The sequence below is a fragment of the Lentzea sp. NBRC 105346 genome (assembly GCF_030269605.1).
GTDB lineage: Bacteria > Actinomycetota > Actinomycetes > Mycobacteriales > Pseudonocardiaceae > Lentzea.
In genome coordinates, this window is the sequence record NZ_BSTQ01000015.1 from 230,195 (window position 1) to 254,223 (window position 24,029).

The window sequence follows — 24,029 nt, forward strand, 5'->3', positions numbered from 1 at the left end:
AGGAAAACACAACATCGCCGCGTTCGCGCTGGTCAACCCCGGCTGGCTCACCACCGTCACGTCCGTGGATCCGGCGGCGGTGCACCGGGACGTGCGGCGCGGGCTGGAGCAGGCGCTCGACATCGCGGCCTGGCTGGAGATCCGCAACCCGCGGCTGAGGCTGCCGTAGGGTCGGCCGCGGCGGTGCGGAAAGTTCGGTGGAAAAGTTCGGCAGGGTTGTCGAGAACGCGTGAGCGGCTCCGTCCCAGGGGTACGAGACGGACCACGACGAGGGAGAACGTCATGAAGTACCTGCTGCTCAAGCACTACCGCGGCGCCCCGGCTCCGGTGAACGACGTGCCCATGGACCAGTGGACGCCGGAGGAGGTCGACGCGCACATGCAGTACATGCGGGACTTCGCGGCGCGCCTGGAGGAGACGGGCGAGTTCGTCGACGGCCAGGCCCTGGCGCCCGACGGCGCGTTCGTCCGGTACGACGGCGAAGGACGCCCGCCGGTCACAGACGGCCCCTTCGCCGAGACCAAGGACCTCATCGCCGGCTGGATGATCATCGATGTGGACTCCTGGGACCGCGCGGTCGAGCTGGCCGGGGAGCTGTCGGCCGCTCCCGGCGCCGGTGGCCGGCCGATCCACGAGTGGCTCGAGGTGCGGCCGTTCCTCACCCACGCGCCCGCGGCGGCGGAGTGAACCTCCGGGAGCTGGTGCCCGCGGTGATCGGTGTCCTCGTCCGGCGCGGAGCGGATTTCGCGTCGGCCGAGGACGCCGTGCAGGAGGCACTGATCCGCGCGCTGGACACGTGGCCGGACGATCCGCCGCGTGATCCGAAGGGGTGGCTCGTCGCGGTCGCGTGGCGGAAGTTCCTCGACGCCGCGCGGGCCGAGGCGTCACGCCGCGGGCGGGAGCTCGCCGTGGAGGTCGAGCCGCCCGCCGGCCCGGTGCCCGACACCGACGACACGCTGCGGCTCTACTTCCTGTGCGCGCATCCGACGTTGCCGCCGGCCGCGGCCGTGGCGTTGACGCTGCGCGCGGTCGGCGGACTCACCACGCGGCAGATCGCGACGGCGCACCTCGTGCCCGAGGCCACCATGGCGCAGCGGATCAGCCGCGCCAAGAAGCGGATCGCGGGCGAGCGACTCGACCAGCCCGGTGATCTCGGCACCGTGCTGCGGGTGCTCTACCTCGTCTTCAACGAGGGGTACGGCGGCGACGTCGACCTCGCGGCCGAGGCGATCCGCCTTACCCGCCAGCTCATCGCACTGACCGACGAACCCGAGGTCATGGGACTGCTGGCGCTCATGTTGCTGCACCACGCGCGCCGCGCTTCCCGCACCGGTCCCGGCGGGCGGTTGGTGCCGCTCGGCGAACAGGATCGGTTGCTTTGGGACACCGCGCTGATCGCCGAGGGGGTGGCGATCCTGCAGGCCGCGCTGGCCCGTGATCGGCTGGGGGAGTACCAGGCGCAGGCCGCGATCGCCGCGCTGCACGCCGATGCGCCCACCGCCGCCGAGACCGACTGGGTGCAGATCGTCGAGTGGTACGACGAACTGCTGGCGCTGACCGACAGCCCGGTGGTCCGGCTCAACCGCGCGGTGGCGGTCGGCGAGGCCGACGGACCGCAGGCGGGGCTGGCGGCACTCGCCGAGGTGCCGGCTGACCTGCCGCGATACACCGCGGTGAACGCCTACCTGCACGAACGGTCCGGCGACCTGGAGCACGCCGCGGAGCTGTATTCAGCAGCCTCCCGGGCCGCGACCAGCGTGCCGGAACGCGATCACCTCACCCGTGAGGCCGCGCGGGTGCGGCAACTGCTTCGGCCGTGACGGTCTGCGTCGGCGCGACCCCCAGTTCGGTGCGGAACGCCGCGCTGAACGCACTCGGCGTCGCGTACCCGACGGCGCCGGCGACCTCCGCGACCGGACGGCCTTCGCTCAACAGCCGCAACGCCTCGAGCATGCGCTGGCGCCGCCGCCACTCGCCGATCGTCATGCCTGTCTCGGCCTGGAAGAGGCGTTCGAGCGTGCGCCGGCTCGCGCCGGTCCGGACCGCGAGCGCGGCGATGCCCGGAGCATCGGACAGGTGCTCCCGCAACAGGTCCGCCATCGCTCGCGCGCGGGGTTCGGCCGGTGTGGGCAGCTGCAGGGCGGGCTCGGGCGCGACGTCGCCGAGCAGATCGGTCAGCACCGCGACCAGATTGCGATGCCGCGGAACATCCAGGTAGAGCGGCGCTTCGGCGACGGTGTGCATGATCAGCTCGCGCAGCAGCCGGCTGACCACCAGCACCTGGCAGCCCGCATCGCGCAGACCCGCCGCGAAGTACAGGATGCGCAACGTGGCCCGGCCCGCCACGTCGATCCGGTGGCGGATCCCGCCGGGCACCCACATCGCGCGGTGCGGTGGCACCACCCAGCTGCCGAGTCCGGTGTGGACGGTCACCGTGCCGTGCGCGGAGTAGATCAGCTGGTCCCAGCCCTCGGCCTGGGGCAGCACGAGGCGGCCGCCGCGGTGGGTCACCGCGTAGCTCCGGACATCCGGTTCGTGGCGCATTCTCGACAGAATCCGCCGCACTGTCGACTGTGCGCAACCCAAGGACGCGCCTAACGTCGGGTCATGCCGAAACTGACGCACTTCGCCATCAACGCCGACGACGTCGATGCCACACGCCGCTTCTATGCGCGTACGTTCGGGTGGGAGTTCGCACCGTGGGGACCGCCCGGCTTCTACCGGGTCGAGGCGGACGATCCCGCCGGGCCCGGCGTCACGGCCGCCGTCCAGGCGCGCCGCGACCTCACCGACCGGCCCACGACCGGGTTCGAGTGCACGATCGGGGTCGACGACGTCGACCGGACCATGCGAGACGCGGTCGCCGCGGGTGGGCGGGTGCTGATGGACCGAACTACGATCATGGGCGTGGGGCACCTGATCTGGCTGGCCGATCCGTCCGGGAACGTCGTCGGTGCCATGACCTACGACCCGAATGCCGAGTGAGTGGAGCCCCTTTGACTCCGGAAGAGTCCATCGACCGCATCGAGGCGGCCGGTCGTCCCCGCCCGCAGGACCGGCGGCTGCACGCCCGCGGCGCCGTCTACGACGGGAAGTTCGTCCCGTCCGGACACATCAAGACCGTCGCCGCCCACCTCACCACCGAGACCGACGTCGTCGTCCGGTTCTCCAACGGCTCGCCGAAGTTCCGCTCCGACGACCGCACCAAGGGCATCCGGGGCATGGCCGTCAAGTTCCTGCGCGACGGCAAAGCGGTGCACGACCTGGTCGCCGCGAACTTCCGCGCGTTCCCGAGCCGCGACGCCGAGGGCTTCATCGAACTGGTCGAGGCGCTCACCGCCCTCGCCGGCAAGGACAAGGCCAAGGGCCTCGGCCGGCTGGCGAAACTGCTCGTCAAGCACCCGGAGAGCCGCGCGACGCTCAAGGCGTTCGCCGGCCGCGACGCCCCCGCGAGCTTCGCCACCACCCGGTTCGACGGGCTGCACGCGTTCTACCTGCTCGACGCCGAGGGCAAGCGCAGGGCGTTCCGCTACCGGCTCGTCCCGCAGCTCGGCGAGGTCGACCTCGACCCCAAGCACGCCAAGACCCTCGACGCGAACTTCCTCATTCCACAGCTCGACCACCTGCTCACCACCGGGCCGGTGATCTTCACGCTGGCGTTCCAGTTCGCCGAGCCCGGCGACCCGACACACGACCCGTCGCGGGCCTGGCCCGAGCACCGGACGCTGCTGCCCGCCGGGCAGTTCGTGATCACCGGGCGGACCGCCGACGAGGAGAAGTGGCAGCGGTCGGTGTTCGACCCGACCCGGCTCGCCGAGGGCGTCGAGCTGTCGGACGACCCGGTGCTGCGGTTCCGTCCGGGCGCGTACTCCATCTCAGCGGAAAGGCGTTTGTCCGCGCAGCAGTGAAGCCGCCATGGTGAACGCATGGACGTTCCCAGCGACTTCTCGGGCGTGATCAGCATCGACGGCGACGCGCGGGCCTACGGGCTCGCGCACCGCGGTTACGGCATCCCGAACACGCCCGACACGCGGTTCGCCATCGCCAGCGGCAACAAGGGGTTCACCGCACTCGCGGTCATGAGCCTGGTCGAGGGCGGTGAGCTGAGCCTGGACACCAGGGCACGCGAGGTGCTCGGCGACGACCTGCCGCTCGTCGACGGCGGCGTCACCGTCGAGCACCTGCTGGCCCACCGGTCCGGCATCGGCGACTACTTCGACGAGGACGAGCACCCGGACATCAACGAGTACGTCCTCACCCGGCCGGTGCACGAACTCGTCGACACCGAGGACTTCCTGCCGGTGCTCGACGGGCACCCGCAGAAATTCCCGCCCGGCGAGCGGTTCGCCTACTGCAACGGCGGATACGTGCTGCTCGCGCTGATCGCCCAGCGGGTCAGCGGCATCTCCTACCACGACCTCGTGCACTCCCGCGTGTGCGAACCGGCCGGCATGACCGACACGGCGTTCCTGCGCAGCGACCGGCCCGAGGGACGCACCGCAGTCGGCTACCTGAGCGACGGGCGCACCAACGTGTTCCACCTGCCGGTCGTCGGCAACGGCGACGGCGGCATCTACACCACCGCGGCCGACATCGACCGCTTCTGGGTCGCGCTGTTCGCCGGGAAGATCGTCGGCGACGTGGCCCGCATGACCCGTGACGAGCACGGTGTCGGCTACGGGCTCGGGTTCTGGTTGCCCGAGCACGGCGTGAAGCTCGAGGGTTACGACGCGGGCGTGTCGTTCCGCAGCGTGCGCCGCGACGGCACCACGACGACGGTCATCTCGAACACCGCGGACGGGGCGTGGCCGGTCAGCCGGATGCTCGGGATCTAGGCTGGGCCGATGGCGGATCAGCTCGTGGTCGGCGTCGACTTCGGCACCCTGTCCGGACGGGCCGTCGTGGTCCGCGTCCGCGACGGCGCCGAACTGGGCAGCGCGGTGTACGACTACCCGCACGGCGTGCGCGAGGACCGGCCCGGCTGGGCGCTGCAGGTGCCGTACCTCGGCGTCCTGAAATATGCCGTTCCCGAGGCGTTGCAAGGCCTCGATACAAACGACGTCATCGGCATCGGCACGGACTTCACCGCGTGCACGGTCATGCCCACGACCGCCGACGGCACCCCGTTGTGCGAGCTGGCGGAGTTCGAGAACGAGCCGTATGCCTACGTGAAGCTGTGGAAGCACCACGCCGCCCAGCCGCAGGCCGACCGGATCAACCGGATAGCCGAGGAACGTGCGGAACCCTGGCTGGCCCGTTACGGCGGGCTGATCTCGTCGGAGTGGGAGTTCGCCAAGGCGTTGCAGGTACTGGAGGAGGCACCCGAGGTCTACCGCGAGATGCGGTACTGGGTGGAGCTCGCCGACTGGATCGTCTGGCGGCTGACCGGCACGTACGCCCGCAACATCGCCACCGCCGGCTACAAGGGCATGTACCAGGACGGCTACCCGAGCCGCGACTACCTGAAAGCGCTGAACCCCGCGTTCGCCGACTTCACCGCCAAGCTCGACGCACCGCTGAAACCGTTGGGCGCCAAGGCGGGCGGGCTCACCAGAGAAGCCGCCGCGTGGACCGGACTTCCCGAGGGTATCGCCGTCGCCGTCGGCAACATCGACGCGCACGTCACGGTGCCCGCGGCGGGCGCGTCCCAGCCGGGCCGGATGGTCGCGATCATGGGCACCTCGACGTGTCACATGATGAGTGGCACCGAACTGCGCGAGGTGCCCGGCATGTGCGGGGTCGTGGACGGCGGAATCGTTGCGGGACAATGGGGTTACGAGGCCGGGCAGAGCGGCGTCGGGGACATCTTCGCGTGGTACGTCGAGAACTGCGTCCCGCCGAGGTACCACGAGAACGGGGACGTGCACGCGACCCTCACCGAGCTGGCGGCCGAGCAGGAGGTCGGCGAACACGGGCTCGTCGCGCTCGACTGGCACAGCGGCAACCGGTCGGTCCTGGTCGACCACGCGCTGTCCGGCGTGATCGTCGGCCAGACGCTCGCCACCCGCGCCGAGCACGGGTACCGGGCGTTGCTGGAGGCCACGGCGTTCGGCACCCGCACGATCATCGAGACGTTCCGCGCCGCCGGGGTGCCGGTCGACGACTTGGTCGTCGCGGGCGGGCTGGTGAAGAACCCGCTGCTGATGCAGATCTACGCCGATGTGCTCGACATGCCGTTGTCGGTCATCGGCTCCGAGCAAGGCGCGGCGCTCGGCGCCGCGATCCACGGCGCGGTCGCCGCCGGCGCCTACCCGGACGTGCACGCCGCGTCGGCCACGATGGGCTCGACGCGGCGTGACGTGTACCGGCCGATCAATGCGAACGTTCAGGCGTACCAACGGCTCTACGCCGAGTACCTGACGTTGCACGACTACTTCGGGCGCGGCGGCAACGACGTCATGAAGCGGCTAGCTCGGCGATCTTGAGGAAGCCGTTCGAGGTGCTGGGCGTCGGACTGGTCATGACGAGCCGGACACTGGTCGTCGTCACCGCGTCGAACGCGATCGTGCTCGGCGCGTTCGACTCCGACGCCCAGGTGACCTTCAATCCCTTGACCGGCACGTATTTCGAGCCGTCCCAGTAGCGGACGTCGACCGACTTCGGCAGCGCGAACTGCCCGCCCGTCGTGAAGTGCGCGGTCAGCTTCGAGACCTGGCGCGACGACGAGTCGAGCGACACCCAGTCCGAGGCATGCGACAGGCTGGTCGCGGCCAGCTGTGGCGTCTGGCCCTTCGTGTAGAAGTTGGACCACGCCGTGTCCGCCTTGCCGTCCAGCATCGCGGCCGGAAGCGTTGACGCCGCACCGGAGTACGACGCGTCGGCCGGTGGACGGGTGGACGCGGCGCCGAGGCGCGCGGTCACCTGCGCACCCGCGGTGACGATCGCGAGCACCTTGCCGTGGTAGGCGCGGCGGACGGGGGACGTGAAGTTCTCCTTGTCCTCCTGCCGCCCGTTGTCGGTGCCGACGACGCGCCCGCCGGTCACGTCGAACGTGATCTGGTGGTCCGCCGACGGCACGATGTTGCCGTCCTTGTCGACGATCGTCGCGGTCACGTAGTCCAGCGACTTGCCGCGGGAGACGTCGAGCTTGACGCTCGCCGCGGCGCCGGCCGTGCGCAGCGTGTCGGTCGCGACCTCCTTGCCGCCCTTGCGCGCCACCGCCGTCAGCGTGCCGGGCGCGAACGGCACGGTCCACGTCAGCCGCAGGTGCCCGGTGCTGCCGTTCGGACTGGTGTAGCTGCCGGACGGGAACGACTTGTCGTCGCCGGTGGCCTCGTCGGTCTCCAGATAGGACTTCCCGTAGGTCGTCTTCTTGGAGGTGAACTTGCGGGTGCCGAGCGACTTGCCGTTGAGGAACAGCTCCACCTCGGGCGCGTTGCTGTACGCCCACACCGTGACCTTGGCGCCGGGCTCGTGGTCCGTCCAGTTCATCGGCACCAGATGCACCATCGGCGTGGTCGACCATTGCGACTGGTACAGGTAGAACTGGTCCTTCTCGAACCCGGCCGTGTCGACCGCGCCGAACAGCGACGAGCGCACCGGGAAGACCCCGTTGTACGGCGTGGGTTCGCCGATGTAGTCCTGGCCGGACCAGATGAACTCGCCGGCCAGGAACTTGCGGTCGCGGTCCTTCTTCAGCGCATGCTCACCGGACGCCGCCCAGCCGACGATGTTGTTGTCGTAGGACGAGCTGCCCTGCTTGCCCGGCGTGTAGTTCTGGCCGGTGTTCAGCTGACCGGGATCGAGGTACTCGCCGCGGCTCGACGTCGACGAGGACGACTCCGACTCGAGGAAGAACTTGGTGGGGTACTTGGCGTGCAGCGCGTCGATGGACTTGGCCGAGTTGTAGTTCAGGCCCACGCCGTCGAGCATCTTCAGGATCTGGTCCTGCGGCGAGCCGTCCGCGGGGACGCTGGTGTAGCTGTGCGAACCGATGGTCACCGGACGCGTCTTGTCGATCGACTTGATGTCGTCGATCAGCCGCCGGGCGATCGGGATGCCGATGTCCTTGGTGCCGTCCGGAATCTCGTTGCCGATCGACCACAGGATGACGGCGGGGGAGTTCTTGGCCGCGTGCACCATCTCCTTGATGTCCGCGTCGCTGTTCGCGTCGAAGAACCTGCCGTAGTCGTAAGGCTTCTTCGGCGTGCGCCACGTGTCGAACGCCTCGACCATCAGCAGCAGCCCCAGCTCGTCGCACGCGCGGACGAACTCCGGCGCGGGCGGGTTGTGCGAGGTGCGCACGGCGTTGACGCCCATGTCCTTCATCTTGCGCAGCTGCTGCCGGATCGCGTCGTCGTCGACGACCGCGCCGAGCGCGCCGAGGGTGCTGTGCAGGTTGACGCCTTCGAGCTTCATGCCCTTGCCGTTCAAGGAGAACCCGTTGGCGGGGTCGAACTTGAACCAGCGGATGCCGAACGGAGTGCGGACCGTGTCCACGACCTTGCCGCCGGACGAGACCTTGGTGACCAGCGTGTAGAGGTACGGCTGGGCGGTGTTCCACAGCTTCGGCTGGTTGACGCGCAGGTTCGCGTCCGACACGACATTGCCTTGCGCGTCCAGGACTTCGTGGCTCACCGTGCCGGTGCCGACGAGGTCGGTCTTGACGTTGATCTTGGCGTAGCCATGGGGGTAGGTCGTCGCGAGGTCCGGGGTGGTCACGAAGATCCCGTGCCGGGCCACGTGCACCGGCTCGGTGACGACGAGGTGCACGTTGCGGTAGATGCCGCTGCCCGCGTACCACCGGCTGCTCTGCGACTGGTGCACGACCTTCACCGCGACGACGTTCGGCGAGCCGTCGGTCTTCGCCACGTCCGTGATGTCGACGTTGAAACCCGTGTAGCCGTAAGGATGTTCGGCCGCGAGCTTGCCGTTCACGTAGACGTGCGAGTCCATGTAGACGCCGTCGAACTCCAGCGAGATCCGCTTGCCCTTCAGGCTCGCGGGCAGCGTGAACGTCTTGCGGTACCAGCCGAGCCCGGCCCGGTAGTAGCCCTCACCGGGGTACGTGCCGGTCTTGGTCGGGTCGAGCTCGATGCTCCAGTCGTGCGGCACGTTCAGCTGCCGCCACTTCGAGTCGTCGTAGGACGGTTCGTAGGCCTTTTCATACGCGCCCGTCGGGTCGGTCGCGTTCTCCGAATTGACCAGGGCGAACCGCCAGCCCTGGTTGAAGCTCTCGCTTCTGGCGGTCGCCGCCTGGGCCGGCATGCCGCCGGTCACACCCACGACGAGGAGCAGAACGAAAAACAATCGTCGCCAAGACATCGGACCTCACCGTTGAACATCCGCAGGGATCTCGGCACATTCCTAGCAGTCGCGCCAGTTATGGTCCAGACCAAAACGGGACAGAGATCGGAGCTTTGTATCCGCTCTCACGCGATGAGCACGGCGAGGTCAACCACTGATGTGCCAATGAAACCTGAATCATCCGACCTCTAGTGCCGTGTCGATGACCACGTAGAAATCGTTTACACACCGGTGGTGCCGAGAATCGATCGGATCACTCACTCAGGGCACGAAGCGGTAGTGCGTGGTGAGACGCAGGTCGTCGTCCAGCACGTGGAAGGCGACCGCGGGCGGCGCGTCCCAATCGACGAACTCGCCCTGCTCCCACGGCAGCAGCACGGTGTTGATGACACCCGGCGCGACGAGCATCGGACGGCCCGCGAACGTCGTGGCCGCCGGGGTGTGGGCATGCCCGCACAGGACTCCGGCGACCTTCGGGTACCGCGAGACGAAGTCGGCCAGCCGGTCCGTCTCGTTGAGCATGATGTTGTCCACCAACGGGATGTGCAGCGGCGCCGCCGGATGGTGGAAGGCGATCAGGGTCGGGACCTCGGGATCGAGCACGCCATCGAGCCACGCGATCGTCTCGTCGTCGAGCAGACCGTCGTCGCGGCCGGGGATCGACGAGTCGCACATCGCGATGGTCACGCCGCCGACCGAGTGCGCCTGGTTGATCGGTTCATCCGAAGGGGATGAGCCGAGCAGGAACTCGCGGTACGGGCCGCGCACGTCGTGGTTGCCCGGACAGGTGAGCACCGGGTGCGGCGAGGACAGGATCTTCGCGACCTCGAGGTACTCCTCGGGAGTGCCGTGGTCGGCGATGTCGCCCGTGACCAGGACGGCGTCGACCGGCAGGGAGTTGACGTACGCCATGGTTCGCACGGCGCGGTCGGTGTTGCGCTGTCCGCCGTCGATGTGGGTGTCGCTGAGGTGAGCCAGCACGATCACGATTTCATCCTTTCCCCAGGTACCGACCACAGTAACCGCGGCCAAGACTGGGTGAATGCGAACTCTCCCCCCGGTTTTGCCGGCCGGACGCGGCGGGGTGCTGCCCCGCTCGGTGGTCATCCTGGTCGGCGCGGCGGCCGCGGTCGTCACGCTGGCCGGCGTCCAGGCGGTGGCCTGGTTGCTCGGACCGGTGTTCCTCGCGCTGGTCATCGTCGTCACGACGAGTCCGGTGCAGACGTCGTTGCGCCGCAGGGGATGGCCCCGCTGGCTCACCGGTGCCGTGCTCGTGGTGGTCGTGTACGCGGTGCTGCTGTCACTGTTCCTGGTCGTGCTCGTCTCACTGGCACAGCTGGCGGCGCTGTTGCCGGGGTACGTCTCGCGCGCGGACGAGCTCATCGCGCAGGCGACCTCGTTGCTCGGGCAGCTCGGGGTCGGCCCCGACGAGGTGCGCGCGGCGGCCCGGTCGCTCGACTTCGGGAAGCTGGCGGCACTCGCGGGCGGACTGCTCGCCGGCGTGACGGGGTTGCTCACCAACCTGGTGTTCCTGATCGCGCTGCTGCTCTTCCTGAGCACCGAGGCGACGTGGGCCGAGCAGCGGCTGGCCGCGGTGGCGGCCGACCGGCCGTGGATCACCGCGGCGCTGACCCGGTTCGCCGTCGGCACCCGGCGGTACATGCTCGTCACCACCGTGTTCGGGTTCATCGTCGCGGTACTCGACACGGGCGCTCTGTGGATCATGGGTGTCCCGGCGCCGTTGCTGTGGGGCGCGCTCGCGTTCGTCACGAACTACATCCCCAACGTCGGGTTCGTGGTCGGCGTCGTGCCGCCCGCGCTGCTGGCCCTGCTCGACGGCGGGTGGCAGCGGATGGTCGTCGTGGTCGTCGTCTACATCCTGCTGAACTTCGTGGTGCAGTCGCTGATCCAGCCGCGGTTCGTCGCCGGATCGGTCGACCTGTCGACCGTCGTGACCGTGCTGGCGCTGGTGTTCTGGGCGTGGGTGCTCGGCCCGCTCGGCGCCGTGCTCGCCGTGCCCGCGACGCTGCTGGTGAAGGCGTTGTTCATCGACATCGACCCGCGCGTTCGGTGGGTCGCCGCGTTGATCGGCTCAAGCCAGAGTGTTGATGACGATCACGCTGGTGGCGATGAGAATGACGCCCCACAACGGATACGCGGGCAGGAAGGCGAGGTTGGCGACGGCGCACGCGGCGGCGAGGGCCACGGCGGCGCGGCCGCGGCCGGTTACACCGGCGGCGAGCAGCGCGAGACCGATGAGCAGGTGGATCCAGCCCCAGGCGGCGAGCCCGAGCGGCACCGGCAGGTGTGACGTCGTGAAATACGCGGGGTTCAGCAACGCCACGAATCCCACCAGCAGCTCGAACCCGCCCAGCAGCACGGTCATGACCGAGCCGGAGTTCGTCGGCTCCGGCTTCGGTTGTGGTGGCAACGGTTTGTGCTCGGCGCCGCGGGCGCGCTCGATGAACGTCGACGTGATCACCGCGGTGAGGATCGACACGAACGCGATCGACTCCAGCATGATCACCGCGCCCACGACCCGCCCGAGCGCGGTCGTGGGCACCACGTCGCCGTAGCCGACGGTCGTCACGGTCTGCAGCGCCCACCACAGGCCGGCGCCGAGCGTCGGGAAGTCGTGCGGGTCGAAGATCGTCGCGACGAGACCGCCCACGAGCACCGTCGCGCCGACCGACCACACGATCACGACCATCGCGCGCCAGACGGAGACCGGTCCCTCGGTGAACCGCCGGATCCGGCGGCGCAACGGCTGGAATCGCATTCACATCACCTCGGAGAAGTGTGCCCCAGAACAGCCCAGGCCACCGTTGGCGCGCCACGGGGTTAACCCTGCGCGGATGAGCGAGTCAGCCCCCGGTGCCCCAAGGCTCCGGCAAAGTCGTTGGGCCTGGATGCCGGTGTTTGGTGGGAAGAGGGCCGCTGCGCGGCGCTTGAAACGCCGCTGCGCGGCGACACGAGCGGGCCTCCTTCGTCGGCGCGCTCGTACCGGAAAGCCGGTTGGCCGCCGTTGTGGTCCCGATCCGGCCCAGACCTGCGTTGTGTGGGTGCGGTGGGCTGCGTGGCCGGGATGAGGTGGTCCGAGTTGCTCATCCCGACCCTGCCCGCAGCGCCGCACACCCAGCCCAGTTGATCACGCGAGTCGAACACCACGTAAAGAACGATCGAATGTTCACGCTCTCATCGGACAAACCAGACGCGCGCAAGATCGTTGATCTTCGCGAGGGGAACATTTGGGACGTCCAGCGTCACAAAGTCGCCCCTCGCAAAACGTGAGAGCGCTCCCAACGGTGATCAAGCAGCCCGCCGAAGCAGAATCGCCGGAATCCGGGCACCAGGAGCCCGCGAACGGCAGGCGAGCCAAGCCGCCCCTGCCCCGTGCCCGAGCGGTCGCCGATTCCCGCTGCTGTGCGGGAGGTTCCGCCGGACCGACTGTCTCAACAGGGCGAAACACGCGCGGGTGAGCGGGAAGTTGTCGGCACCGTGAAAGCTCTGTCGGAATCCGTGGTCGTCGAGGTGTCGGACGGCGGCGTCGGCGGCGCCGATCTGTCGAAAGCCCGCCTTGTGGCGGCACCACGGTACGTGCGACGTTCCAGGATGTGGGAGAACCCTTTGTGGCGCCGATAGATTCCGCCCATGATCTCGCGGCGCAGTCTCATGTTGGCGACGGCGGGCGTTGCCCTGATGCCCGGTAGGGCGCTGGCAGCGGAACCCGGCCCGATCGTGAAGCCGTTGCCGCCCGAGTACTTCACCGTCCACGGCACCAACGCCGAGATGAAGTGGACAGCGCTTTCCGGGCACGTGATCCCGAACGACCGGTTCTTCGTACGCAACCACACCCGCACGCCGGTCATCGACGCCGCCACGTGGCGGTTACGGGTGCACGGCAACGGTGTGCGCAGGCCGCTGGAGCTGACGTATCGGGACCTGCGTGCGCTGCCGTCGTGCACGGTCGAGACTGTGATCGAGTGCGCTGGCAACGGCCGCAGTTTCTACACCTCCCAGCAGGGCCAGGCGGTCGCGGGCACGCCGTGGAAGCTCGGCGCGGTCGGCCTCGCCCGGTGGCGCGGCGTGCGGCTGTCGACCGTGCTGCGGCTCGCCGGTCTGCGCCACGACGCGGTCGACGTGCTGCCGGTCGGCCTCGATCCCGAGTATGTGACCGGTGGCGTCAACCTGGGTCGCGTGCGCCGGCCGTTGCCGGTCGAGAAGGCGTTGGACGACACGCTGATCGCGTACGAGATGAACGGTGAGCCGCTGCCGCCCGATCACGGTTTCCCCGCACGGCTGGTGGTTCCGGGGTGGATCGGCATCGCCAGCATCAAGTGGCTCGGCGAGCTCGAGGTCGCGACCACGGCGCTGGACTCGCCGTGGGACACGCAGTACTACCGGATGGTCGGGCCGACGTATCCGGCCGAGGGCACGCTCGTCACGACGCAGGTGACCAAGAGCGCGTTCGAGCTGGCGTGGGGCGCGACGCTGCCGCTGGGCAGGCAGGTACTGACCGGCCGATCGTGGTCGCCGGACGGACGGGTGCGGCGCGTGGACGTGAGCACCGATGGCACGACGTGGCGCCGCGCCGTCCCGACCTCGTCCGGGCACGGGTGGCTGCAGTGGCAGGTCCCGTTCCACCCCGCGGCACCAGGTCAGTACGAACTCCGTGCTAGGGCCACGGATTCGCGTGGTGTCGCCCAGCCGGACGTCTCGCCGCTCAACACGCAGGGCTACCTCTTCGGTGCGGTCGTCCGGCATCCCGTCAATGTCGTGCAACCTTCTGACTGACTAGGGAGTGTCCATGGTGATTGCTTTTCACCATGGGGAGGACACGTGCGTCTTGCACGATGTTTAGTGATCACCGCGCTGGCCGCGACAGGCCTTGTCGCACCAGCTGCCAACGCGGCGCCGAGCACTCAGGAAAGACCTCGCACGATCACGCTGATCAGCGGCGACAAGGTGATCGTCGACGCCAAAGGAGCACTGGTCGGCACCGAGGGGCGACCGGGCATGTCGTTTGTCCGGTACGTCGCGGACGGCCACCAGTTCGTGGTGCCCGAGGACGCGTTGCCGCTGCTGCACGACGACCGGATCGACAAGCGGTTCTTCGACGTCACGGCGTTGCTGGACTTCGGCTACGAGGACGCCAGGATCGACCGGATCCCCGTGCTCGGCGACGGGGCCAGGGCGGCGAGTACGGCCAAGGTGGATGCCAAGCGGCAGTGGGGTGGTCTGCTGCGGAGCACCGGCAAGGTCTGGCTCGACGGCCGGGCCAAGCTGACGCTCAACGAGAGCGTGCCGCTGGTGAACGCACCGCAGGCGTGGCAGCAGGGCTTCGACGGTACGGGCGTCACGGTCGCAGTCCTCGACACCGGCTACGACCAGGGTCACCCCGAGCTGAAGGACGTCGTCGCCACCAGCAGGGACTTCACCGGGCTCGGCATCCAGGACACCAACGGCCACGGCACGCACGTGGCGTCCACGATCGCCGGTCGCGGCGCGAAGTACACGGGCGTCGCGAAGGGGGCGAAACTCGCGGTCGGCAAGGTCTGCGAGGAGTTCGGCTGCCAGGAGAGCGCCATCATCGCCGGCATGGAGTGGGCCGCCCGCGAGGTGAAGGCGAAGGTCGTCAGCATGAGCCTCGGCGGTGACCAGTCCGACGGCACGGACCCGTTGTCGCAGGCCGTGAACCGGCTGTCGAACGAGACCGGCGCGCTGTTCGTCATCGCCGCGGGCAACTCGGGGCAGTACCGCAAGGTGTCGTCACCCGCGTCGGCGGACGCGGCGCTCGCCGTCGCCAACGTGACCAAGCAGAGCCGGCTCAACGAGAGCTCCTCGCTCGGACCGCGGCTCGGCGACTTCGCGGTGAAGCCGGACATCGCCGCGCCGGGCACGGACATCGTCGCCGCCCGCGCGAAGGACACGCTGCCGGAGCAGGCCGTGGACGAGCTGCACGCCCGGCTGACCGGCACGTCGATGGCGACCCCGCACGTCGCGGGCGCGGCGGCGATCCTGGTGCAGCAGCACCCGGCGTGGACCGCGGGCGAGCTCAAGGCGCAGCTCATGTCCACCACGAAGAAGTTGGACAACCGGCCGGACCAGGCGGGTACCGGGCTGCTCGACGCCGGCCGGGCCTCCGGGCAACAGGTCCGCGTGGACACCGGAAGCGTCTCGTTCGGGATCCTGGAGTGGCCGCACACGTCGCCGAAGTCGAAGACGATCACCTACCGCAACGACGGCGACCAGCCGATCACGCTGCAGGTGTCGTTGCCGCTCAACGACTTCAGCCTCTCTGCGAGCTCGGTCACCGTCCCCGCGCACGGCACCGCGCCGCTGACCGTCTCGGTCGACGGGCGCAAGGGGCTCGGCAAGTTCTACGGCCTGCTGACCGCCGAGGGACCGGGCACGAGGCTCGTGACCGCCGTGGGCGCGTACGTCCAGGAGGAGCGGCACACGCTCGACGTGACCGTCACCGGCCGCGACGGCAAGCCCGCCGCCGGCGAGTACCTGCTGGCGATCAACCGCACGACGGGCGAGAGCACGGCGATCGGGCTGGACGCCGCCGGCAGGAGCAGCGCCAAGCTGCCCGCCGCCGACTACGCCATCCTCAGCCGGATCAAGCAGTACGACGAGGCCAGGCACTGGCTGGCCCCGGCAAGCGCGACCGACATCGCCGGACAGGTGTCCCTCGCGCAGGACGCCACCGTGGTGATCGACACGCGGACCGCGCAGCCGATCAAGGTGGACGTGGGCGACCCGCGGGTGCGGGTGGTGCACCGCGAGTACGAGATGGCGGTGCCGATGGCGGCGGGCAAGAACTCCGGGTTCAGTGGGCCGCTGTTCGGCGCCACCGACGTGTACGGGCTCAAGTTCGGTGCCGATGTGCCGCAGCTGCGATACGAGACGCTGGTCAAGGCCGCCGTGCCTCGGGTCGCGATCAGCGGGGCGTACGACTTCCCGGTCGGTTTCTTCTCGGCCAGTCCGCCCGTGTCCGGCAAGCAGTCCTACCGGGTCGCGCTGCCCGAGGGTGACGTGCGGGGCGCGTTGGTCGTGCTGCAGCTCAAGGACGGCGAGGAGTGGCAGATCCCCGCGCACGCGCAACGTCTGAAGGACGCGGGTGCCGCGGCGGTGCTGCAGGTGGGCCCGATCCCGTTGCCGCTCGACCAGCAGACCGCGCTGCCCGTGATCTGGGCACCGCAGCGGCTCGCCGCCGGGCTCGTGGGTGATCTCGTCGCGGGTAAGCCGGTGTCGCTGACTGTCACGGGAACGGAGACGTCTCCCGTCAGTTACAACCTTTTCTATCCGGAACAGGCCCTGCCGGTGGGTAAGACCTATTCACGCGGGCAGGTGGCCGAGGTCAAATCGCGCTACCACATGGGCGGTGCGGACGGCCTGGTCGCGCAACGCGTGCACCCGGCGGTCGAGGGCACGCCGGCGCGGATGAACGTGCTGCTCGACGAGTGGCTGCTCGCACCGGCCGCGCGCACCGAGTACTACTCGGCGGGCCACGGGATCGGCTGGTACCGCGAGGTCACCATCGGCCGCATGTTCGGCGGCGACGCGCGGGACCCGCTCGTCGGCAACTGGAGCGAGCAGCGGATCTTCCGGTTCCGGCCGGGGGAGAAGACGTCCCTGTCGTGGAACGCCGGGGTGTCCGCGCCGCGGTTCGGCGCGCCGGAGGGTGGCTACGCGTCGTGGGGCAAGAACCTTCTGGTGCGCGAGGGTGATCAGATCTCCGGGCAGCTGTCGGTGTTCTCGGCCGGTGACGCGCTGGAGAGCTGGGTGCGGACCGGCTGGGGCACGCTGACGCTCAGCCGTGACGGTCAGTCGCTCGGCATGTCGCCGCGTCCCTGGGACGGTTCGTGGTCCGTGCCTTCGGGATCGGGGCGCTACGAGCTGGCGTTGTCGGCCGAACGCGGGGGACCGCCGCAGATCGGGCTCTCCACCCGTATCGATACGAAGTGGGGCTTCACGTCCTCGGCTTCGGAGGTGTTGCCGTTGTTGCAGGTCGCGTACGACGCACCGCTCGACCTCCACAACTCCGCGCGCGCCGGTGCGCCGCTGCCGATCAGGTTCACCTTCCCGAGGCAACCTGGGGCGGGCCGATCTACGGTGCGTGAGTGGAGGCCTGGGCGTCCTATGACGACGGTGCCAACTGGGTTCCCGTGCACGGATTCGTTGCTCCAGGCGGGAAACCCGGCGGCTTCGTGTCACTGCGGGTGACGGCTGTTGATACGGATGGGAACACGGTCGACCAGACCGTGCTGAGGGCGTACCGCCTGCGCCCGTAACCCCGGAGTCCGGGTTTCGTTGAGATTTCTATGACGACCCGTGACGATGCTGTCTCGGATGGACTGGCGCGGCGACATTTCCTGACGTTGCTCGTCGCCGCGCCGGTCCTCACGATCGCGGTTCCCGGCACCGCTTCGGCGGTCATCCCGACATTGCCGCAGCCCGCCGAGATCCGGGATCTCGGCGAAATCCTGATCCTCGCCGGAACACCCACGGCCGGTGCACTGGCCGTGCTGGAGGTCGGTGCCGACGGGATCGTCACACTCGAGCTGCCGCGCGCCGAGGTCGGTCAGGGCATCACGACCGCGACCGCGATGCTTGTAGCCGAAGAGCTCGACCTGCCGTTGTCCCGGGTCCGCGTCCGGTTGGCCGATGCCCGGCCCGAGCTGCTGTTCAACCAGCTCACCGGCGGTTCCAACACGATCCGCTCGGTGTACGACCCGGTCCGGCACGCCGCGGCCGCCGCCCGCGCCCGGCTGCTCGCCGCGGCCGCGAAGCAGGAGGGCGTAGACGCCTCCCGACTGTCCACACGGGACGGTTCGGTGATCCTGCCGGACGGCCGCGCGATCGCCTACGGCCTGCTGACCTCCGCGGCCGCTTCCCTGACCGGCGTGTTCGCCGCGCAGCCGAAACCCGAGTCGGAACACAAACTCGTGGGCACGGCGCAGTCGCGGATCGACGCGCGCGCCATGGTCACCGGACAGTTCAAGTACACCCTCGACCACGACGTGCCAGGCGCGATGCCGACCGTTGTGCGCCGCCCGCCGACGATCAACGGTTCGGTTCGCTCCGTCGACTCGGCTGTCGCGGAGAAGATGCCGGGCGTGCTGGCAATCGGTGTGGTGCCAACGGGTGTGGCCGTGGTCGCCGAGACGTTCGGCCAGGCGATGGCGGCCCGCGACGCGCTGAAGGTCACCTGGAATCCGGGCACGATCGACTCACTGTCCGATGTGGACATTCGTGCCAAGCTGCACGCCGCAGCGTTGCCGTTCGTCGTGCCGCCGCTGCTGACGCAGCACGTGGACGCGGAGTTCGACTTCGCGTTCGTCAGCCACGCGCCGATGGAGACGAACTCGGCGATCGCCGACGTGCGCGCCGACCGCGCGGAGATCTGGGCGGGCCTGAAGTCGCCGATCGTGGCGCAGCAGACGATCGCCGCCGCGGTCGGACTGCCCGAGTCGGCGGTCACCGTGCACGTGGTCCAGGGCGGCGGCTCGTTCGGCCGCAGGCTGTTCTTCGACGGCGCGCTGGAGGCCGCGCAGATCTCGAAGGCCCTGAACCGGCCGGTGAAACTCATGTGGTCGCGCACCGACGACATGCGCCACGGCCGCGCGCGTCCCGCCACGCACCACAAGCTGCGCGCGACGTTCGGGCTGGGGAACGTCCTGACGTTCGAACACCGCGTCGCCGCGGTCGAGACCGACTTCCGGCACGGCTTGGGTGAGGTTTTGACCGCTACCGCGGCATCGTTGCCGGTGGGCGGCAATCTCTCCTTCGCCCAGACGGTGTTCCTGACGACGGTGAATGTGCCCTACAACTTCGGTGTCGTGACCTCGTTGCTCAACGAGGTGCCGCTGAAGATGCACACGGCGGCGTGGCGTTCGGTCTACTCGGCGAACACCCGTGGCGCGGAGGAGATCCTGGTGGACGAGCTGGCCGCGCGCATGGGCAAGGACCCGGTAGCGTTCCGCCGCGAGTTCCTCAAGACCGCGCGGCAACGCGCGGTCCTGGACAAGGTCGCGTCGGCCGGCCAGTGGGGCCGTTCTCTCCCACGTGGCTTCGCGCAGGGCGTGGGTTTCCACGACGAGTACCAGTCCTGCACGGCGTGCCTGGTCGAGATCGACGCCCGTGACCCCAAGGCACCGCGGGTGGTGAAGGCCGTGATCGCCGTGGACGTAGGCCGGCCGATCAACCCGCGCGGCCTGCAGGCCCAGATGCTGGGTGGCCTGACGGACGCGATCTCCACGACGTTGCGCGCGGGTCTGCACATCGACCGCGGCCTGCCGCTGGAGGGCTCTTACTCGCAGTTCCACTACGCGCGCCAGAAGGACGCGCCGCTGGACGTGCAGATCCACGTCATGCCCGCCACCGGCTCGCCGGGCGGTGCCGGCGAACTCGGCGTGCCCGCGGCGGTCGGCGCCATCGCCAACGCCTACGCGCGGGCCACCGGTATCGCGCCGCGCAGCTTCCCGATCATCTTCCCCGTCGACTTCGAGCCGTTCCCGCGCTGAAGGAGTTTCCGTGCCTGTCTACACCTTCGTCGTCAACGGCTCGGCGGTCACTGTCGAGGCGCCCGCCGATCTGGCGTTGCTCTGGGTCCTGCGGGACAAGCTCGGGGTGCGTGGGCCCAAGTTCGGTTGCGGTATCGGCGTTTGCCGGGCTTGTACGTCCCATTTGGACGGAGCTGAGATTCAGCCCTGCGTCACTCCGGTGGCCTCCTGTGCCGGGCGGTCCGTCACCACCATCGAGGGGTTGGCTGATGGCGACACTCTGCACCCGGTGCAGGAGGCTTGGCTGGAGCAGGACGTGCCTCAGTGTGGGTACTGCCAGCCTGGGCAGATCATGGCGGCGGTCGCGCTGCTGAAGGAGAAGCGCGAGCCGACCGACGAGGACATCGACAAGATCGCGAACGTCTGCCGGTGCGGTACCTACTTCCGCATCCGGCAGGCGATCAAAGCTGCGGCTTCGAAGATGGGCTGAACCGGTTGCTGGGTTTGGTTTTTTGGGGTCGGTGGGTGGGGGATGGCGGTTGTCGGCGGGTTTGTGTATGTGGGCCGCGCCCGTTTGGCTTTCGTGGTGGACTTGGTTGATCTTTGGTGTCGAACATGAGGTTAAGAAGTGCCCGATGGCCGCGCTCTCATCGGCCAAATCGGACAACCTCAAGATCGTTGATCTTCGCGAGGGGAAGATTTGTGACGCTGGACGACACAAATCTTCCCCTCGCAAAACCTGAGAGCGCTCCCAACAGCGATCAAGCCCGCCCGCGAACGAAACGCCACCACGCGCGGAACCGGCAGCCAACGACAACTCAACCACGCACGGAACCGGCTGCAACCACAAGGCGACCTGGCAGGAAGAGGGGCGCGTCTGGTGGGCACCGCGCGATTGGGGCTTGACTTGGGGTGCGAGGCGCTACCCTCGGCGGCGCGGGCGTCTCACCTTTTGCCCGTTTGAGCCCGCCAGCGCCTCTGCCCAAAATTAGGCACAGCGCCCATGAGGTCTCAAGTCAAGCCTCAATCGCAACGCAAGCACCGCAGCGCCCCGCCCCCAGGACGCCCCGGCCCCAGGCACAAACCGGACGCGCAAACCGGTTACCGAGCCTGGCGCTCCCGCCGGACCGTGACCCGCTTCCCCTTGATAGAGGCGTTCCGCAGCGACTCGATCACCTCGTTCGCGGCAGGCCCAGGCACCTCCACGAGCGAGAACCGATCGGTAATCTCGATCGCCCCGATGTCCCGCCCGTTCAACCGAGTCTCACCGGTGATCGCACCGACGATGTCCTGCGGCCGAATCCCGGAAGTCCGCCCAGCCCCGACGAACAGGCGAGTCATCCCCTCGGACGGCCCACGCCGAGCCGGACGCGGACCACCACTGCGGGGCCCGCGATCGTCGCCACCACGCGGCCGGACCTCGGGGATCTCCTCCTCGTCGGCCGCGGCACCGGACGCCTCGTGCGCCAGCTTCACAGCCGCCAGAGCGATATCCATGAGGTCGAACTCGTCGGCCAACGTCTCGACAACAACGCGGAACCGCGACAGATCATCTTCCAGGAGCGACTCGTTCAACGCGGCACGAGTGAGCTCCAACTGGCGAGCCCGCAGGTCCGCAACAGTCGGGACCTTCTCGACCGCGATCTTCTGCTTGGTAACCCGCTCGATGGTCTTCAACATCGAGTTCTCGCGCGGCTCGACGAGCGTGATCGCAACACCCTCACGCCCAGCGCGGCCCACGCGGCCAACCCGGTGCACGTACGCCTCGGGGGCGGAGGGCACGTTGTAGTTCACGACGTGCGTCAGCTGTTCGATATCCAGACCGCGAGCGGCGACGTCCGTCGCGACGAGCAGGTCGGCGGTGCCCGAACGCAGGCGCGACATCACGCGGTCGCGCTGCTCCTGGCTGATGCCGCCGTGCAGGGACTCGGCGCGGTAACCGCGGCCGTTCAGCGTCTCGGTGAGCTGGTCCACCTCGTCGCGGGTGCGGCAGAAGACCACAGCGGCCGTGGGCGACTCGACGTCCAGCACGCGGCCGAGTGCGGCGGGCTTGTGCTCGCGGCGCACCAGGTACGCGGTCTGGCGCACGCGCGGCGCCTCGCCCGGTTCGGTCTTCTCGCGGCCGATCTGGATCGACACCGGGTTGTTCAGGTGCGACTTGGCCATCCGGTCGATGCGCGGCGGCATGGTCGCGGAGAACAGCACGGTCTGCCGGTTCTCCGGGGTCTCCTGCAGGATCGCGTCGATGTCCTCGGCGAAGCCCATGTCGAGCATCTCGTCGGCCTCGTCGAGCACGGCGATGCGCAGCGCGTCCAGGGACAGCGTGCCGCGTCCGATGTGGTCGATCGCGCGACCGGGGGTCGCCACCACCACGTCGACACCGCGCGACAGTTCGCGCAGCTGGCGGCCGATCGGCTGGCCGCCGTAGATCGGCAGCACGCGCGCGCCCAGCTGGCGGCCGTAGCGATGGATCGCCTCGGACACCTGCACGGCCAGCTCGCGGGTGGGTGCCAGGACGAGCGCCAGCGGCTTGTCGCCCTTGCCGATGTCCTCGGCGATGCGTTCCAGCAACGGCAACGCGAACGCCGCCGTCTTGCCGGTGCCGGTCGCGGCCATGCCGAGCAGGTCGTTGCCCGCGAGCAACGGCGGGATCGCCTCACGCTGGATCGGCGTCGGCTCCTCGTACCCGAGCGTGGTCAGGGCGGCGAGGAGGTCGGGCCGCAGCCCCAGGTCGGCGAAGCCGTTGTCGGCGGATGTCATGGCGGACATCTTCCCTTACGCCGATCGGGGCCGCTGAACCACATCCGTCATCCGAAAGTCGATGTGGAACAAATACCACCGGATGAGACGACCTCGCGTATACGTGGAAGTAGCGGCGTTGCCGGGGAGGGCACGTCGCAACCACCACAGGGGGAGTCATTCTCGTGTTGTTCGACGCACGCATTGTCGGCGACGGTGTCGCCGAGGAGGCCAAGCCGAAAATCAGAGTCCTGTTCTACACCGACGGTGTCGAGCTGACCGGGGGAGGCGGTTTCTCGCTCGGCATCCTGCGCAAGCTCATCCTCGACAACCAGCCGGTCCACGCCACGTTCGAGGTCGACCTGCTCAACCGCCACACCGGCGGCCACGCGCGGAACAAGCTCACGCCGGAGCTGCTGGGCCGCTACGAGCAGGTGTGGTTCTTCGGGCTGTTCCAGTGCAACCTGCCCGGCATGCCGGAGAACGAGCTCGTCGACGCCGAGGTCGCGGCGCTGCGGACGTGGATGGACGCGGGCGGCGGGGTGCTCGTCACCGGCGACCACTCCAACCCCAGGCCGCCCGAGGCCGACCCGTCGTTGGCCGAGTACCTGAACCTGGGCCGCGCGATCTGCCACCGCATCCCGCGCGCGGGCGAGCTGCGGGTGTGGAACGACCGGCCGGACTCGAGCATCGAGTTCAGCCACAACACCCACACGCCCGATCCGTGGGGCAGCCAGATCAACGACCCGATTCCCAACGACCTCGACCCGTACCCGCAGGAGCTCATCCTCAAGCGCTACGGAACCAGGCCGCACCCGTTGTTCACCGGCCGGCGTGGGCCGATCACGGTGTTCCCGGACCACATGCACGAGGGCCAGCTGCTCATCCCCGAGCAGTTCCCCACCGACGTGTGGCCGTCCGGGCGTCGCGGCCAGCCGAAGCCGGAGATCATCGCCCGCGGCACCGACAAGCGCAACGGAGCGGTCTACGGCGTCACCACCGCCTACGACGGCGCCGCCGCGGGCGTCGGCCGCATCGTCGCGGACTCCACGTGGCACCACTACTTCGACCTCAACCTGTGGGGCTTCGAAGTCGGCGGTGACGTGCTGAGGAGGCTGACCGAGTACTACGTCAACCTCACGCTCTGGCTCACGCCGGCGCGGGTGCGCGAGGAGGGCAACTCGGTGCTGCTGAAGTGGGTCGCGAGCCACCCGACCGTCCAGGCGGTGCTGCCCGAGGGCACGCGCACGCCGGGCAACGCGGCGGCGAGCCTCGTCCGCGAGGTCACCGGTGGCGCGGTGCTGCCGGACCTGGTGTGGCCGCTGGAAGGTGAGCCGGTGGTGCCCGCGGACCTGTTGCTGGGCGCCCAGGTGAAGGCGGTCGCGGCGGGTGCGTCGGCTGCGGCGGTGGCCTCCGGCCTGCAGGCCGCGGTGGACGAGTACGCGGCGGAACTGCGCGCCGCATTGGGCGAGACGGAAAGCCTGAACGCTTTCATCGCCGAAGCAATCGGGTAATTCCTGGTCGTGAGTGTTTTCC

The 24,029-nt window shown here is 69.1% G+C and carries 16 protein-coding genes and 1 pseudogene; 12 read left to right on the forward strand and 5 right to left on the reverse strand.

The window, feature by feature from the left end; translation table 11 throughout:
- The first annotated feature begins 282 nt into the window (after nucleotides 1-282).
- Both QSK35_RS29620 and QSK35_RS29625 read left to right on the forward strand, forming a co-directional pair.
- Nucleotides 283-687 carry a YciI family protein gene (locus QSK35_RS29620; RefSeq protein ID WP_285750832.1) on the forward strand — a complete coding sequence of 135 codons (405 nt, stop codon included), beginning with the start codon at nucleotides 283-285 and terminating at the stop codon, nucleotides 685-687.
- Nucleotides 684-1,820 carry an RNA polymerase sigma factor gene (locus QSK35_RS29625; protein ID WP_285750833.1) on the forward strand — a complete coding sequence of 379 codons (1,137 nt, stop codon included), beginning with the start codon at nucleotides 684-686 and terminating at the stop codon, nucleotides 1,818-1,820. Before QSK35_RS29620 ends, QSK35_RS29625 begins: the two co-directional genes overlap by 4 nt.
- On the opposite strand, the gene QSK35_RS29630 is transcribed toward QSK35_RS29625, so the two are convergent.
- Nucleotides 1,777-2,544 (reverse strand): AraC family transcriptional regulator, encoded by a 768-nt coding sequence (locus QSK35_RS29630; RefSeq protein ID WP_285750834.1) that lies wholly within the window; start codon nucleotides 2,542-2,544, stop codon nucleotides 1,777-1,779. The genes QSK35_RS29625 and QSK35_RS29630 overlap by 44 nt on opposite strands.
- Before the next feature lie 63 nt (nucleotides 2,545-2,607).
- Between QSK35_RS29630 and QSK35_RS29635 the strand changes: the two genes are divergently transcribed.
- From QSK35_RS29635 to araB, 4 genes are read left to right on the forward strand one after another with little or no spacing between them, the layout of a single operon-like run.
- Nucleotides 2,608-2,985: a VOC family protein gene (locus tag QSK35_RS29635; protein ID WP_285750835.1), complete on the forward strand. Its 378-nt coding sequence runs from the start codon at nucleotides 2,608-2,610 to the stop codon at nucleotides 2,983-2,985.
- Between the two features lie 11 nt (nucleotides 2,986-2,996).
- Nucleotides 2,997-3,908, forward strand: coding sequence for a catalase (locus tag QSK35_RS29640; RefSeq protein WP_285750836.1), 912 nt, complete (start codon nucleotides 2,997-2,999; stop codon nucleotides 3,906-3,908).
- Between the two features lie 18 nt (nucleotides 3,909-3,926).
- Nucleotides 3,927-4,835, forward strand: a complete 909-nt coding sequence (locus QSK35_RS29645; RefSeq protein ID WP_285750838.1) for a serine hydrolase domain-containing protein — start codon at nucleotides 3,927-3,929, stop codon at nucleotides 4,833-4,835.
- A gap of 9 nt (nucleotides 4,836-4,844) precedes the next feature.
- Nucleotides 4,845-6,425, forward strand: coding sequence for a ribulokinase (araB, locus tag QSK35_RS29650; protein ID WP_285750839.1), 1,581 nt, complete (start codon nucleotides 4,845-4,847; stop codon nucleotides 6,423-6,425).
- Here araB and QSK35_RS29655 read toward each other — a convergent pair.
- The gene (locus tag QSK35_RS29655; protein WP_285750840.1) at nucleotides 6,397-9,264 is read right to left on the reverse strand and encodes a glycoside hydrolase family 2 TIM barrel-domain containing protein; all 2,868 of its coding nucleotides are present in this window, start codon (nucleotides 9,262-9,264) and stop codon (nucleotides 6,397-6,399) included. The genes araB and QSK35_RS29655 overlap by 29 nt on opposite strands.
- Nucleotides 9,265-9,507: 243 nt before the next feature.
- Nucleotides 9,508-10,233, reverse strand: a complete 726-nt coding sequence (locus QSK35_RS29660; RefSeq protein ID WP_285750841.1) for a metallophosphoesterase — start codon at nucleotides 10,231-10,233, stop codon at nucleotides 9,508-9,510.
- A 55-nt stretch (nucleotides 10,234-10,288) separates the two neighbouring features.
- Between QSK35_RS29660 and QSK35_RS29665 the strand changes: the two are divergent.
- A pseudogene (locus QSK35_RS29665) lies at nucleotides 10,289-11,281 on the forward strand (AI-2E family transporter); the annotation flags it as partial.
- A gap of 57 nt (nucleotides 11,282-11,338) precedes the next feature.
- On the opposite strand, the gene QSK35_RS42890 reads toward QSK35_RS29665, so the two are convergent.
- On the reverse strand, nucleotides 11,339-12,025 hold the full coding sequence (locus QSK35_RS42890) for a potassium channel family protein (RefSeq protein WP_502881735.1): 687 nt from the start codon (nucleotides 12,023-12,025) through the stop codon (nucleotides 11,339-11,341).
- Between the two features lie 872 nt (nucleotides 12,026-12,897).
- On the opposite strand from QSK35_RS42890, the gene QSK35_RS29675 reads away from it, so the two are divergent.
- From QSK35_RS29675 to QSK35_RS29690, 4 genes are all read left to right on the forward strand, one after another.
- Nucleotides 12,898-14,040: a sulfite oxidase gene (locus tag QSK35_RS29675; protein WP_285750843.1), complete on the forward strand. Its 1,143-nt coding sequence runs from the start codon at nucleotides 12,898-12,900 to the stop codon at nucleotides 14,038-14,040.
- 66 nt (nucleotides 14,041-14,106) lie between these two features.
- A complete protein-coding gene (locus QSK35_RS29680) occupies nucleotides 14,107-17,475 on the forward strand; it encodes a S8 family serine peptidase (RefSeq protein WP_285750844.1) in 3,369 nt (1,122 codons plus the stop codon).
- 98 nt (nucleotides 17,476-17,573) lie between these two features.
- Entirely contained in the window at nucleotides 17,574-19,775 is a 2,202-nt protein-coding gene (locus QSK35_RS29685; RefSeq protein WP_285750845.1) for a xanthine dehydrogenase family protein molybdopterin-binding subunit, read from the forward strand.
- A gap of 10 nt (nucleotides 19,776-19,785) precedes the next feature.
- On the forward strand, nucleotides 19,786-20,244 hold the full coding sequence (locus QSK35_RS29690; protein WP_285750846.1) for a (2Fe-2S)-binding protein: 459 nt from the start codon (nucleotides 19,786-19,788) through the stop codon (nucleotides 20,242-20,244).
- Between the two features lie 611 nt (nucleotides 20,245-20,855).
- Here QSK35_RS29690 and QSK35_RS29695 read toward each other — a convergent pair.
- On the reverse strand, nucleotides 20,856-22,514 hold the full coding sequence (locus QSK35_RS29695; RefSeq protein ID WP_502881736.1) for a DEAD/DEAH box helicase: 1,659 nt from the start codon (nucleotides 22,512-22,514) through the stop codon (nucleotides 20,856-20,858).
- Between the two features lie 164 nt (nucleotides 22,515-22,678).
- On the opposite strand from QSK35_RS29695, the gene QSK35_RS29700 reads away from it, so the two are divergent.
- Nucleotides 22,679-24,007 (forward strand): hypothetical protein, encoded by a 1,329-nt coding sequence (locus QSK35_RS29700; protein WP_285750848.1) that lies wholly within the window; start codon nucleotides 22,679-22,681, stop codon nucleotides 24,005-24,007.
- Nucleotides 24,008-24,029: the final 22 nt, after the last annotated feature.

What these genes read in the sequence shown, in the direction of transcription:
- QSK35_RS29620 (WP_285750832.1), top strand. Translation starts at nt 283, where the DNA reads ATGAAGTACCTGCTGCTCAAGCACTACCGCGGCGCCCCGGCTCCGGTG.
- QSK35_RS29630 (WP_285750834.1), bottom strand. Translation starts at nt 2,544, where the DNA reads ATGCGCCACGAACCGGATGTCCGGAGCTACGCGGTGACCCACCGCGGC.
- QSK35_RS29635 (WP_285750835.1), top strand. Translation starts at nt 2,608, where the DNA reads ATGCCGAAACTGACGCACTTCGCCATCAACGCCGACGACGTCGATGCC.
- QSK35_RS29645 (WP_285750838.1), top strand. Translation starts at nt 3,927, where the DNA reads ATGGACGTTCCCAGCGACTTCTCGGGCGTGATCAGCATCGACGGCGAC.
- araB (WP_285750839.1), top strand. Translation starts at nt 4,845, where the DNA reads ATGGCGGATCAGCTCGTGGTCGGCGTCGACTTCGGCACCCTGTCCGGA.
- QSK35_RS29655 (WP_285750840.1), bottom strand. Translation starts at nt 9,264, where the DNA reads ATGTCTTGGCGACGATTGTTTTTCGTTCTGCTCCTCGTCGTGGGTGTG.
- QSK35_RS42890 (WP_502881735.1), bottom strand. Translation starts at nt 12,025, where the DNA reads ATGCGATTCCAGCCGTTGCGCCGCCGGATCCGGCGGTTCACCGAGGGA.
- QSK35_RS29675 (WP_285750843.1), top strand. Translation starts at nt 12,898, where the DNA reads ATGATCTCGCGGCGCAGTCTCATGTTGGCGACGGCGGGCGTTGCCCTG.
- QSK35_RS29685 (WP_285750845.1), top strand. Translation starts at nt 17,574, where the DNA reads ATGACGACCCGTGACGATGCTGTCTCGGATGGACTGGCGCGGCGACAT.
- QSK35_RS29695 (WP_502881736.1), bottom strand. Translation starts at nt 22,514, where the DNA reads ATGACATCCGCCGACAACGGCTTCGCCGACCTGGGGCTGCGGCCCGAC.